This is a genomic window from Mycolicibacterium duvalii (assembly GCF_010726645.1).
Lineage (GTDB): Bacteria > Actinomycetota > Actinomycetes > Mycobacteriales > Mycobacteriaceae > Mycobacterium > Mycobacterium duvalii.
Genome location: NZ_AP022563.1, coordinates 3,598,424 through 3,611,111 on the forward strand (window position 1 = coordinate 3,598,424; position 12,688 = coordinate 3,611,111).

Below are 12,688 nucleotides of genomic sequence, written 5' to 3' on the forward strand. Positions count from 1 at the left end.
CCCGAAACGGGCCGACCCCAGCAGGCGGTTGGAACTACTTGACGGTAACCGTCGCGCCGGCAGCCTCCAGCTTGCCCTTGGCGTCGTCGGCGGCCTCTTTGGCGACCTTCTCGAGCAGCGGCTTGGGCGCGCTGTCGACGAGGTCCTTGGCCTCCTTGAGGCCCAGGCCGGAGACGATCTCACGGACAACCTTGATGACGCCGATCTTCTTGTCACCGGCGGACTCGAGGATGACGTCGAACTCCGACTGCTCCTCGGCGGCCTCGGCCGGCGCACCACCGGCGGCGGGGCCCGCAGCGGCCACGGCGACCGGAGCGGCGGCGGTGACCTCGAAGGTCTCCTCGAACTTCTTGACGAACTCCGAGAGCTCCAGCAGCGTCAGCTCCTTGAAAGCGTCGAGCAATTCATCGGTGGACAGCTTTGCCATGATGGTCCTTCCTTCTACTTACTTCTTGGCTAGTGGGTGGTGCGATACGGCTGCTACGCCGCTTCCTCGCCGGCTTTTTTCTCTTCCAGTGCGGCAGCCAGACGGGCGACCTGCGACGCCGGAGCGTTGAACAGCCCGGCAGCCTTGGCCAGATTCGCCTTCATCGCGCCGGCCATCTTGGCCAGTAGCACCTCGCGCGACTCGAGGTCGGCGATGCGGTTGACCTCGTCGACGGTCAGCGGGCGGCCGTCCATGTAGCCGCCCTTGATGACCAGCGCCTTGTTGTCCTTGGCGAAGGTCTTGATCGCCTTGGCCGCGTCGACGGCCTCACCCGTGACGAAGGCGATCGCCGTGGGCCCGACGAACAGCTCGTCGAGTCCTTCGATGCCCGCCTCCGCCGCGGCACGCTTGACCAGCGTGTTCTTGGCGACGCGATAGCTCGCCGAGTCGCCGAGCGAACGGCGGAGCTGGGCGAGGCCGGCGACCGACAGCCCGCGGTACTCGGTGACGAGGGTGGCCGTCGAGGAATTGAACCGCTCGACGATGTCGGCAACCGCTTCGGCCTTGTCATCCTTGGCCATGCATGCTCCTCGTGGTTGGTTTCGGTCGTCCCACCGCGAACGCCGCAACTGCCCGAGAAAACACGAACGCCCCGACGCAGACAGGTCGGGGCGCACAGATCACGTACTAGCCTCGTCCTCCTGCGTGGGCCGCCGGGTTGAACCCGGACCTTCGACCAGTTGCACTGGTGACCGACGGTCTTTGGTGGAACCGGACCACCATAGCGCGTCAGGTCCCCATCAGCCAAAACGCTGCGCCAGGACCGCCGCCCCGACCAGGCCGGCGTCGCCGCCGAGTTCGGCGGCCACCACGCGCAGACCCCGGAGGAAGTCCAGGCCGGCATACGAGCTCAGCGCCGCGCGCAGCGGATCGAACAGCAGCGGTCCCGCCGCCGCGACACCGCCGCCGACCACGACGAGGTCCAGGTCGCACACCGCGGCCACCGACGAGATCGTCCTGGCCAGAGCGTCGCCCCCGCGCCGGAAGGCGCGCACCGCCGCCTGATCCCCGGCGCGCGCGGCCTCGGCGAGCACCCGCGCGTCCGCATCGGCCGGTGCGTGCCAGCCCTGGCTGCGGGCCCAGCGCACCAGACTGGGCCCGGACGCCACGGTCTCCACGCACCCACGACCACCGCACGTGCAGGGCAACCCGTCGGGTTCGACGACGACGTGGCCGACGTGGCCGGCGTTGCCGCTGCGGCCGTGAACGGGGCGGCCATCGACCACCAGGCCGCCCCCGATCCCGGTCGACACCACCATGCCGAGCACGAACCCCGCGCCCCGGGCGGCGCCGTGCGCGACCTCGCCGAGCGTCATGCACAGACCGTCGCCGCCGAGCCGCACCGGCAGTCCGGTCGCCTCCGACACCCGCGCCGCGATCGGGAAGTCGTTCCAGGCGCTGATGTTGATCGGGTTGACGGTGCCGCGACGCACGTCGATCGGCCCGGCCGAGGACACGCCGACCGCGCCGGGCCGGCGGGCCGAACCCCGCGTGACGTCGGTCAGCAGGGTCTCGATCGCGTGCCAGATCTCGTCGGCGGAGCCGCCGGGCGTGGGGCGCACAGCCCGGTACAGCAGTGTCCCGTCCTCGTCGACGACGCCGGCGGCCAGCTTCGTGCCACCGATGTCGAGTGCCAACACGGTCATCCGGCGACCGCCGCCGCCAGACGGCCCGACATCGTGCGCATCGCCGCGATCACCTCGGGCGATTCGAGCACCTCGAAGTCGCAGTCCGGCAGCGCCAGCCATGCCGCCAGCCGGGCCGGGTCGTCGCCGCCGGCGGTGAGCAGGCACGCGTTCGGCCCGTCCGGCTCGATGTCGACCGACGCCGCGGAGAAGACCCGGGCCACCGTGCTGCTGGGAGCGAAGTAGCGGACCCGGGCGACATACGGGTACGGCGAGGAGGTGATCGCGCGGCGCACGTAGGACGCCGGGTCCGGCGCCGGTCTCGGCCGAAACGTGCTGCCCACGGCCGTGACATCGGACATCCGGTCCAGCCGCAGGCTGCGCCAGTCGTCGCGGTCCCGGTCGAAGCACAGCAGGTACCAGCGCCGCCCGGTGGTGACCAGGTGATAAGGCTCCACTCGGCGCGCGGTGACGGTGCCGCGGACGTCGCGGTAGGTCGCGGTGACGTGCTCGTGATCGCGACTGGCGCGCGCCAGCGTCATCAGCACGTCGGGAGCCACCGGGGTGTCGGTGGCCGCACCGAGCGTGACCGTCGACTCGTGCACCGCGGCGACCTGCGAGCGCAGCCGCGCCGGCATCACCTGGTCGAGTTTGGTCAGCGCGCGCAGCGCCGACTCCCCGACCCCGGCGACGCTGCCGCCCGCGGCCACCCGCAGGCACACCGCCATCGCCACTGCCTCTTCGGGGTCGAGCAACAGCGGGGGCAGGGCGGCCCCTGCGCCGAGCTGGTAGCCACCGCCGACGCCGGCGCTGGCGTGCACCGGGTAGCCCAGCTCGCGCAGCCGGTCGACGTCCCGCCGCACGCTGCGGGTGGTCACCCCGAGGCGGTCGGCGAGATCCTGTCCGCTCCACACCCGGCGCGACTGCAGCAAGCCGAGCAAGTGCAGCACCCGGGCGGTGGTCTCGGACATAGCCACCAGTCTGCTCCTATCGCGGACAGAAGCTGTCCGTTATCGGTGCGACAGTGAGGTCATGACCCTCGCCGAGCAGCTGGCCGAGCAGCTGGACTTCCACTGGGGCGCCCAACTCCGCCCCCGTCTCCACGGACTGACCGACCCCGAGTACTTCTGGGAGCCGGTACCGAACTGCTGGACGGTGCACCGCGACGGCACCGTCGATTTCGCCTACCCGCCTCCGCAGCCGGAGCCGGTCACCACGATCGCGTGGCGGTTGGCGCACGTGATCGTCGGCGTACTGGCCGTGCGGGTGCACGCCCATTTCGGCGGCCCGCCGGCCGACTACGCGTCCTGGGACTACGCCACCGACGCGGCGACGGCACTGGCCCAGCTCGACGATGCGTACCGGCGGTGGAACGACGGCGTCCGAGGCCTGGACGACGCTGCGCTGAGCCGACCCGTCGGACCGGCCGAGGGCGAATGGGCCGACCACCCGATGAGCGAACTGATCCTGCACATCAACCGCGAAGTCATCCACCACGGCGCAGAGATCTCGTTGTTGCGCGACCTCTATGCCCACACCGAAAGGACGAACTGACATGCCCGCCATGCCCCCGCCCATCGCCGACGAACGCGACGGACTCAAGCACTATCTCGCCGCCCAGCAGTACGCGTTCCACGCCATCGCGTTCGGCCTGACCGACGACCAGGCCCGCGCCACTCCGTCGGTCAGCGCGCTGTCGATCGGCGGCCTGATCAAGCATGTGACGAGTTGCCAGCGGGGCTGGATGAACCGGGTCGCGGCGGCCCCGGAGTTGTGTGAGTCCGACCGTCGGCCGATGACCGAACAGGCTACCGACTACGGCGATGAGTTCTTCATGGGTCCCGACGAGACGCTGGCCGATCTGCTGGCCGCGTTCGACCGGCAGAACGCGGCGACCCTTGCGCTGGTCGAGTCGGTCGACCTCGGCGCGGCGGTACCGATCCCCCAGCACGTGCCCTGGTTTCCGAAGGACGTTCCGGCGTGGTCGGTGCGCTGGGTGTTCTTCCACATGATCGAGGAGCTGGCCCGCCACGCCGGCCAAGGCGACATCATCCGCGAGAGCATCGACGGGGCGACGCTCTACGAGCTGCTGGCCGGCCTCGAAGGCTGGCCGGCGACGGAGTGGTTGACCCCCTGGGCACCGACACCGGCCTCGTAGCAGGCATACGAAAGGGGCACCCCCGAGGGGAGGGGTGCCCCTTTCCAACTGGCTGGTCAGTGCGCCGGTCAGGCGACGTCGACGAAGTAGGTGCGGCCCGCGGGGACCAGGATGCGGTCGTCGCGCTGGGCGTCCCACACCCACTTGCTGAACTCCGGTCCCGGGCGGACCGCGACCACGTCGGCTTCCGAGAGCGGCGTGCTGCCCTGCCGGTTCACGATGACCCGGTGCCCGTCGGCCTCGAGCTGGCTGATGGTCGCCTTGGCATTCCCGTTACCCGACGGCGCGGCGAGGGCGGGAGCGGCCAGTCCCAGAACGGCGGTCGACAGTCCAGCAGCGGCGGCGGTGACGATGGTGAACTTCTTCATGATCGGTACCTGCTTCTTGTGTGATCTTGTCTCGATGAACCGTTAAACCAGCAGGTCAGAGGTTTAATTCCGGTGGCAGGAATTGATCGGCAGGTGGCAGGAATCCGCCGCTGCGAGCGCGTTTTCAGCTCCGTCTCAACGCAGGACGAGCTGCAGCGCGAAGTCCACGACGGCCTCCAGGTCGTCGCCGAGTTGCCCGGCGAGCCATTGCTGGGCCAGTTCGGCCATCGCACCGGTGTACATCGCCGCGCCGACCATCGCCGCGACGGGGGCGGTGTCCGGATGCAGCCGCCACCCCTCGGTCAGGACGGCTTCGCGCAGCACGTCCTGGGTTGCGCTGCGCCGCGCGGTCAACACCGGATTGGCGCGGGCATCGGTGAACAACACCCGGCCGCGGCGCGGGTCGGCCGAGCTGAAATGCAACACCGCGGCCATGCCTGCGCGGGTGCGGGCGCGCAGCGAGTCGGACGCACCGCGCATGGCGCGTTCGACCTCAGCGGCCAGGTCGGCGCTGACCCGGTCGTAGACGGCGCCGAGCAGTTCGTCGGTGTCGGCGAAACTCTCGTAGAAGTAGCGGGTGTTCAGGCCGCACGCGCGGCACACCGAACGCACCGACAGCGCCGGCTCTCCCCCCTCACCGAACAGCCGGAACGCAGCGTCGATCAGCAACGCGCGGCGCTCGGCCCGACGGTCGGTCAGCGGGACCCCGGCCCACCTGGTCGGGTTCGCCGACGGAGACGAGGGGCCGGACACCCCATCAGGGTAGGCCGACACGCCCAATTCTGGTCACAATCGTCACCAACCGCTATTCTGGGTACACCTGTGACCACTTTGGAGGCCTTCGATGTTCCTGCCGCACCAGCTCGTCGGAAACTTCTTCGATCGACAATTCGACCGGGACATCCGTCGGCACTTCTTCAAAGGCATGGAGTTCGCCGCGCCGGCCGGCGATCCGGGCTGGTTCGGGCCGGGCAGCGCGGTCTGGCACGTGCACTCACACACCCAGGCGCTGGTGTTCGGGCTGCAGTGCGCGGCGTTCCTGGAGCGGCTCGACCCGTCGATCTACTGGATGGGCGTGCACCACTCCCGGCTGGTCAAACCGGAGAGCCGCGACGACCCGATGCCCCAGATCGACCCGAAGGGGGCGTTGGTGCGGTTGGGTCATTCCGTGGCGTTCTTCATCGGCACCGCCTATGGCAGCACCGAGACCGCCGAACGCCTCGCGCTGGCAGTGCGCTCGATGCATCACACCATCAAGGGCACCCGCCCCGACGGTGCACGCTACGACGCCGACGACCCCGAGTGGCTGCGCTGGAACTACGCGACGGTGGTGTGGGGGCTGGCCACCGCGCACGAGCTGTATCACCCGAACCCGTTGCGCGGCAAGGAACTCGACCGCTACTACGGAGAGTTCGTGCGGGTCGGGCACGCCCTGGGCGGCACCGACCTGCCGACCACCAAGGCCGAGACGCTGGACTGCCTGAAGTCCTACCTGCCCCGGCTCGCCGTCACCTATGGCACCGCGATGGCTACCGGGCCCGATCTGCCGCTGCCGCAGAGCGCGCTGAACTGGGCGGTGCGCGACACCATGCCGCCGTGGGCGAAGGGCCTGATCCAGCACCGCGACCCCATCATCGTCGAGCGCACCGCACGCCGCGCGCTGGTGTGGTCGGTCATCAACGGCATCCACGTCGCGTCCGGTCCGGTGCGGGAGTTCGAGCAGGCCAAGGCCCGCGTGGCCGGCGGACTCGATCCCGAGCTGGCGCCGCACACGGTGCCGACCTACCAGCCAGGCTCGGATCCGGTGCGGTCGCGCGAGGACATCGAGGAGTCGTTCGCGCGCGCCTGATCCCCCGCGGCCGATTGTGACCCCGTCCACACGTTTTTTCGCTGACCGCGGCTTTTTGGGACACTGCTGATATGAGCACCACCCGGAACACCAAGCAGACCCAGCAGCGCGAGGGTGCCCGGCTGGACCGGGTGCCGTTGCCCGTCGAGGTCGCCCGCGTCGGCGCCACCGGCTGGCAGGTCACCCGCACCGGCGCGCGTGTGGCGGGCACGCTGATGCGACGCGGTTCGCTGCAGCAGAAGATCGTCAAGCAGGTTCCGCAGACCTTCGCCGACCTGGGTCCCACCTACGTCAAGTTCGGCCAGATCATCGCGTCCAGCCCGGGCGCGTTCGGGGAACCGTTGAGCCGGGAGTTCCGCAGCCTGCTCGACCGGGTGCCCCCGGCGGATCCGAAGGCCGTGCACCGGCTCTTCCAGGAGGAACTGGGCGACGAGCCGGCCAACCTGTTCAAGTCGTTCGACGACAAGCCGTTCGCGTCGGCGTCCATCGCCCAGGTGCATTACGCGACGCTGCACTCCGGCGAGGAGGTCGTGGTCAAGATCCAGCGGCCGGGCATCCGGCGACGCGTCGCCGCCGACCTGCAGATCCTCAAGCGCGGCGCCCGGCTGGTGGAGTTCGCCAAGATGGGTCAGCGCCTGTCGGCGCAGAACGTCGTCGCCGACTTCGCCGACAACCTCGCCGAGGAGCTGGATTTCCGGCTCGAGGCGCAGTCGATGGACGCCTGGGTGGCGCACATGCACGCGTCCCCGCTGGGGCGCAACATCCGGGTGCCGCAGGTGTACTGGGATCTGACCAGTGAGCGCGTGCTGACCATGGAGCGCATCACCGGGGTACGCATCGACGACGTCGCCGCCATCCGCAAGAAGGGCTTCGACGGCACCGAGCTGGTGAAGGCACTGCTGTTCAGCGTGTTCGAGGGCGGGCTGCGTCACGGCCTGTTCCACGGTGACCTGCATGCCGGCAACCTCTACGTCGACGACGACGGCAAGATCGTGTTCTTCGACTTCGGCATCATGGGCCGCATCGATCCCCGCACCCGCTGGCTGCTACGCGAGCTGGTGTACGCGCTGCTGGTCAAGAAGGACCACGCCGCGGCCGGCAAGATCGTGGTGCTGATGGGCGCGGTCGGCACGATGAAGCCGGAGGCCCAGGCGGCCAAGGACCTGGAGAAGTTCGCCACGCCGCTGACCATGACCTCGCTGGGCGACATGAGCTACGCCGAGATCGGCAAACAGCTCTCCGCGCTGGCCGAGGCCTACGACGTGAAACTGCCACGCGAGCTGGTGCTGATCGGCAAGCAGTTCCTGTATGTGGAGCGCTACATGAAGCTGCTGGCGCCCAAGTGGCAGATGATGAGCGACCCGGCGCTGACGGGGTACTTCGCGAACTTCATGGTCGAGGTCAGCCGGGAACACAGCGACGAGCGCTCGCGCGAGGAGCCATCGACTGGCGACGAGCGCTCGCCTGGCGACGACGCATGATCGACGTTCGGGAGGGCAAGGCCCCGTCCGGTGACCTGGCGATCCACTACGAGGACATGGGCCACCCCGACGATCCGGCGGTGCTGCTGATCATGGGGCTGGGCGCGCAGCTGGTCTTCTGGCGCGACGCGTTCTGCCACAAGCTCATCGAGCAGGGCCTGCGCGTCATCCGCTTCGACAACCGCGACGTGGGGCTGTCGTCGAAGTTCGACGGGCATCGCACCCTGGGCTCTCAGGTCGGCAACATGGCCCGGTCGCTGATCGGGCGCCGGAGCCCGTCGGTGTACACGCTGGAGGACATGGCCGACGACACCGCCGCGGTGCTCGACCACCTCGACATCGACCGCGCTCACATCGTCGGCGGCTCGATGGGCGGCATGATCGCGCAGATCTTCGCGGCCCGGCACGCCGAACGCACCCGCAGCCTCGGGGTGATCTTCTCGTCGAACAACCGGGCGCTGTTGCCACCTCCGGGACCGAGACAGCTGCTGGCCGTCATCAGCGGGCCCTCGCCGAACTCCCCGCGTGAGGTGATCATCGACAACCAGGTCCGCGTCAGCCGGATCATCGGCAGCCCCGGGTATCCGTCGACCGACGAGCAGCTTCGGGCCGACGCCGTCGCGTACTACGACCGCTCGTTCTACCCGCAGGGCATCGCGCGCCAGTTCAACGCGATCACCGGTACCGGCAGCCTGCTGCCCTACAACCGGCAGACCTCCGCCCCGACCGTGGTCATCCACGGCACCGCCGACAAGCTGATGCGCCCGACGGGCGGAAAGTCGATCGCCAAAGCGATCGACGGCGCGCGGTTGGTGCTCTTCGACGGCATGGGCCATGAGCTGCCCGAGCCGCTGTGGGACGACATCATCGCCGAGCTGACGACGACGTTCGCCGAAGCGGACTGACCCGTTCGGCGCGGTTGCCGGATTTGCCGTAGCGTCGGTCCCGGGCTGATCGCCGTACAGGAGACCCTCTTCGGGCCGGCCCCGAGGAAGGCCTGATGGCCCCGAGCAGTAAGCAATCCACGCGACGCAAGCCCAAGCTGACGCCGCATTTCGACGATGTCCAGGCTCACTACGACCTCTCCGATGACTTCTTCCGGCTTTTCCTGGACGCGTCGCAGACCTACAGCTGCGCATATTTCGAACGTGACGACATGACGCTGGCCGAAGCGCAACTGGCCAAAATCGACCTCGCGCTGGGCAAGCTGGGCCTGCAGCCCGGGATGACGCTGCTCGATGTCGGCTGCGGCTGGGGGTCGACGATGCTGCGCGCTCTGGACAAGTACGACGTCAACGTCGTGGGCCTGACGTTGAGCAAGAATCAGCACGCGCACGTCCAGCAGGCCCTCGACGAGTCCGACAGCCCGCGCACCAAGCGGGTGCTGCTGCAGGGCTGGGAGGACTTCGACGAGCCCGTGGACCGAATAGTGTCGATCGGCGCATTCGAGCACTTCGGCAGGGACCGGTACGATGACTTCTTCGCGATGGCCCACCAGGTACTCCCCGATGACGGGATGATGCTGCTGCACACCATCACCGCGCTGACGCTTCCGCAGATGGCCGACGCCGGGATGCCGCTGACGTTCTCGGTGGCACGTTTCGTCAAGTTCATCCTGACCGAGATCTTCCCCGGCGGGTATCTCCCGTCGATCGAACTGGTCGAGGAACGCTCGGCCGGATCGGGGTTCGAGCTGACGCGGCGACAGTCACTGCAGCCGCACTACGCGCGCACCCTCGACACCTGGGCCGCGGGGCTGGAATCACAGCGCGAGCAGGCGGTCGCGACGCAGTCGCAGGAGGTCTACGACCGCTATATGCACTACCTGACCGGCTGCGCGCACGGCTTCCGCGTCGGCTACATCGACGTCAACCAATTCACTCTGGCCAAGCAACCGGCGGCATGAATTGGCTCCCATGAGTGGCCGAGCGCTAGTCTGAACGACGCACGACGCGTGTTCGCAGCAAGGACGAGCAGCTGTATGGGTACGGTCGTCAGCGACATCGTTCGTTGGACACTCGCAATCGTGGGAAAGCAAGAGCAGGGGAAATATGTCTGACCAATCCACCGGCACGAAGGATATGACGCCTCATTTCGAGGACATCCAGGCGCACTATGATCTGTCGGACGATTTCTTCGGCGTCTTCCAGGACCCCACCCGCAAGTACAGCTGCGGCCTGTTCACCGGCCCCGACTGCACGTTGTCGGAGGCTCAGGTCGCCAACGTCGACCAGCACCTCGAGAAACTCGACCTCAAGCCGGGCATGACGCTGCTCGAGGTCGGCTGCGGCTGGGGCCTGACCCTGCAGCGGGCGATGGAGAAGTACGACGTCAACGTCATCGGTTTGACGCTGTCGAAGAACCAGAAGGCCTACTGCGATCAGCTCCTCAGCAAGATCGACACCGAGCGCACCTATGACGTGCGTCTCGAGGGCTGGGAGCAGTTCCACTCCCCTGTGGACCGCATCGTCTCGATCGAGGCGTTCGAGCACTTCGGCTTCGAGCGCTACGACGACTTCTTCAAGATGTGTTTCGAGGTCATGCCCGACGACGGCCGGATGACGGTCCAGAGCAGCGTCGGTTACCACCCCTACGACCTGGCCGAGCGCGGCAAGAAGCTGACCTTCGAGCTGGCCCGATTCATCAAGTTCATGATCACCGAGATCTTCCCCGGCGGGCGGCTGCCGACCACCCAGATGATGGTCGAGCACGGTGAGAAGGCCGGTTTCGTGGTGCCCCAGCCGCTGTCGCTGCGCAACCACTACATCAAGACGCTCGGCATCTGGGCCGACCGGTTGGAGCGCAGCAAGGACGCCGCGATCGCCGCGACCGACCAGCAGACCTACGACAATTACATGCGGTACCTGAAGGGCTGCCAGTACTACTTCATCGACGAGAGCATCGACGTCAGCCTCGTCACCTACCTCAAGCCCGGCGCCGCCGCGGCCTGACGACGACCGGCCTCAGGCCGCCGCCCGGGTGCGCTTGGTCCGGGCCGGCGCGTCGGCGGCGCCGTCGCGGTCCCGCTCGCTGACCGCCGGGGCGTCCTCCCCGGCCTGCTCGCCCGCCGACTCCGTCTCGTCGGCGGCGTCCTCCTCGACGACGTCCTCCTCGGTGACGTCGTCCTCGGTGACGTCCTCCTCGGTGACGGTCTCCTCGGTCAGGTCTTCCTCGACCACCTCGGGCGAGTCGGCCTCCGGGACAACCGACAGCTTCACCTCGGGGGTCGTATCCCGGCGCCGGTCCGTGGCTACCGGGGCGGCCTCGTACTCGATGGTGAGTTCTGGGCGCTCCGACCGCTCGCTGGGCTCGATCTCAGTGGTCGTCCGCGGCTTGATGAAGTTGCCGAGGAACGCCTCCACGCCCTTGACGGCGGCGACCGCGAAATCGATGCCGACCTTGATCCAGTTCTGGAACAGCTTGAAGGGCAGGACGCTCAGACTGCGCGGCACGCCCGGATCTCCGCTCCAGTCGTAGCCGAGGTCGACCGCTTCGCGCAGCACCGGTTCGACGAGGTCGATGAACGGTTTGGCCAGCCAGCCCAGCCCGGCCGAATCGGCGAACGACCGCACCAGGTCGGTCAGCGGCAGGCTCAGCGCCGGAATGGTGATATAGACGTTGCCGAAACTGTCTGTGCGGCAGTTCTTCTCATTCAGGCTGCAGTCCAGCTGCGGTGCCAGCGTTTCCGGCGTGTAGCCGTAGGGCATCGTCGTGGTCGGCTCGTCATTGCCGTCGGGCGACAGGTAGTAGCCGTGCACGGTGTCGAACGCGGCGAGGGCGTTGAGGACCGCGAACGGGTTCCCCCAGAACCGGGGTGCCAGCACCACCGGGTCGTACTCGAACCCGATGCTCGTGGTCTGGATCCCGGTGTCCACCGGCATGGCCGGCTCGAAGGTGATGTCCAAGACCGGAACAGGCGAGCCCAACAGGTAGCGCAGCCACGCCAGCCGCTGCCACATGCCACCGTCCGGGTTCTCGATCCCGCCGATCGTGACGACCTGCAACCGCTCCTTGACCTCGTCGGCGAGGCCCAGACCGCCCAGATACTCCAACGCGTTGGCCACCACGGCGCCACCCTGCGAGTACCCGAAGATGAACACGTCCTCGTCGGAGGTCGGGGACAGGAACGGCTCCAGTGCCGCCTTCAGGTTCTCGACGCCGACGCCGACCGATTCGTCCCACTTCTCGCACCGGCCCGGTACACACCAGTTGGGAATGAACGACAGCGGCCAGAACGAGGCGGGGTACGGAATGCCGGTGAGCGTCGGGTCGGCGCAGTCGACGGGATCGGTGCACGCGACGCCGTCGATATAGCGGTTCCACGCGTTCTCCATGTAGTTCTCGACCCTGTCCGGCTCGGGCGTGCCGGTGCCGGGCACGATGAGCGCGGTCGCGCCCAGTGCCACCGCGGACACGAACGCCGACGCGACGCCGAGCACGATCGCGGTGAAAACCGACAGGATGACCAAAAACAGCGTGCGGGCCTGGTGACGCATGTGTCAACGATCACACAAAACCGGCCGCGATCCACGGCGAACTCGCCGATTGCCATCCCCTATTGACGGGTCCGATGTTATGTTGCTGCGGGGGTGCTTCTCGGTCACCACGCCAGGCCGTTGGGGGACACGCCAGCTACCGCCGATCGGGGCGCCCGGTCAGCCGTTCGTGGGGGACGGCGGCCGGACGCGGTCAGCGGGAACGGCGGCCGAGGAGCACTCCG

The 12,688-nt window shown here is 68.2% G+C and carries 14 protein-coding genes; 7 read left to right on the plus strand and 7 right to left on the minus strand.

The features are described from left to right. Positions 1 to 34: 34 nt before the first annotated feature. The 4 genes from rplL to G6N31_RS17040 all read right to left on the minus strand — a co-directional run bounded on the left by rplL (position 35) and on the right by G6N31_RS17040 (position 3,083). Positions 35 to 427 (minus strand): 50S ribosomal protein L7/L12, encoded by a 393-nt coding sequence (rplL, locus tag G6N31_RS17025; protein WP_098002427.1) that lies wholly within the window; start codon positions 425 to 427, stop codon positions 35 to 37. Between the two features lie 53 nt (positions 428 to 480). Beyond that, on the minus strand, positions 481 to 1,008 hold the full coding sequence (rplJ, locus tag G6N31_RS17030) for a 50S ribosomal protein L10 (RefSeq protein ID WP_098002426.1): 528 nt from the start codon (positions 1,006 to 1,008) through the stop codon (positions 481 to 483). Positions 1,009 to 1,227: 219 nt separating this feature from the next. Next, positions 1,228 to 2,133: an ROK family protein gene (locus G6N31_RS17035; RefSeq protein ID WP_098002425.1), complete on the minus strand. Its 906-nt coding sequence runs from the start codon at positions 2,131 to 2,133 to the stop codon at positions 1,228 to 1,230. Continuing rightward, a complete protein-coding gene (locus tag G6N31_RS17040) occupies positions 2,130 to 3,083 on the minus strand; it encodes a helix-turn-helix transcriptional regulator (protein ID WP_098002424.1) in 954 nt (317 codons plus the stop codon). Before G6N31_RS17040 ends, G6N31_RS17035 begins: the two co-directional genes overlap by 4 nt. A gap of 61 nt (positions 3,084 to 3,144) precedes the next feature. Here G6N31_RS17040 and G6N31_RS17045 point away from each other — a divergent pair, with 61 nt between their 5' ends. Then, on the plus strand, positions 3,145 to 3,666 hold the full coding sequence (locus G6N31_RS17045) for a DinB family protein (RefSeq protein WP_098002423.1): 522 nt from the start codon (positions 3,145 to 3,147) through the stop codon (positions 3,664 to 3,666). 1 nt (position 3,667) lies between these two features. After that, the gene (locus G6N31_RS17050) at positions 3,668 to 4,270 is read left to right on the plus strand and encodes a DinB family protein (RefSeq protein WP_098002422.1); all 603 of its coding nucleotides are present in this window, start codon (positions 3,668 to 3,670) and stop codon (positions 4,268 to 4,270) included. A 68-nt stretch (positions 4,271 to 4,338) separates the two neighbouring features. Here the strand turns inward: G6N31_RS17050 and G6N31_RS17055 are convergent, their stop codons facing one another. Together G6N31_RS17055 and G6N31_RS17060 are read right to left on the minus strand one after the other, a co-directional pair. Further along, the gene (locus G6N31_RS17055) at positions 4,339 to 4,638 is read right to left on the minus strand and encodes a hypothetical protein (RefSeq protein WP_234815213.1); all 300 of its coding nucleotides are present in this window, start codon (positions 4,636 to 4,638) and stop codon (positions 4,339 to 4,341) included. A 135-nt stretch (positions 4,639 to 4,773) separates the two neighbouring features. Next, on the minus strand, positions 4,774 to 5,391 hold the full coding sequence (locus G6N31_RS17060) for a TetR/AcrR family transcriptional regulator (RefSeq protein ID WP_098002421.1): 618 nt from the start codon (positions 5,389 to 5,391) through the stop codon (positions 4,774 to 4,776). A 91-nt stretch (positions 5,392 to 5,482) separates the two neighbouring features. Between G6N31_RS17060 and G6N31_RS17065 the strand changes: the two genes are divergently transcribed. The 5 genes from G6N31_RS17065 (at position 5,483) to G6N31_RS17085 (ending at position 10,919) form a co-directional block, all read left to right on the plus strand. Continuing rightward, entirely contained in the window at positions 5,483 to 6,487 is a 1,005-nt protein-coding gene (locus G6N31_RS17065; protein WP_098002420.1) for an oxygenase MpaB family protein, read from the plus strand. A gap of 71 nt (positions 6,488 to 6,558) precedes the next feature. Continuing rightward, entirely contained in the window at positions 6,559 to 7,968 is a 1,410-nt protein-coding gene (locus tag G6N31_RS17070; RefSeq protein WP_098002419.1) for an ABC1 kinase family protein, read from the plus strand. Next, the gene (locus tag G6N31_RS17075; RefSeq protein WP_098002534.1) at positions 7,968 to 8,873 is read left to right on the plus strand and encodes an alpha/beta fold hydrolase; all 906 of its coding nucleotides are present in this window, start codon (positions 7,968 to 7,970) and stop codon (positions 8,871 to 8,873) included. The genes G6N31_RS17070 and G6N31_RS17075 overlap by 1 nt, the downstream gene beginning before the upstream one ends. A 95-nt stretch (positions 8,874 to 8,968) precedes the next feature. Beyond that, positions 8,969 to 9,874, plus strand: a complete 906-nt coding sequence (locus G6N31_RS17080; RefSeq protein ID WP_098002418.1) for a cyclopropane mycolic acid synthase family methyltransferase — start codon at positions 8,969 to 8,971, stop codon at positions 9,872 to 9,874. Positions 9,875 to 10,019: 145 nt separating this feature from the next. Then, a complete protein-coding gene (locus tag G6N31_RS17085; protein WP_098002417.1) occupies positions 10,020 to 10,919 on the plus strand; it encodes a cyclopropane mycolic acid synthase family methyltransferase in 900 nt (299 codons plus the stop codon). A gap of 12 nt (positions 10,920 to 10,931) precedes the next feature. Here the strand turns inward: G6N31_RS17085 and G6N31_RS17090 are convergent, their stop codons facing one another. Further along, on the minus strand, positions 10,932 to 12,464 hold the full coding sequence (locus tag G6N31_RS17090) for a PE-PPE domain-containing protein (protein ID WP_098002416.1): 1,533 nt from the start codon (positions 12,462 to 12,464) through the stop codon (positions 10,932 to 10,934). Between the last annotated feature and the right edge of the window lie 224 nt (positions 12,465 to 12,688).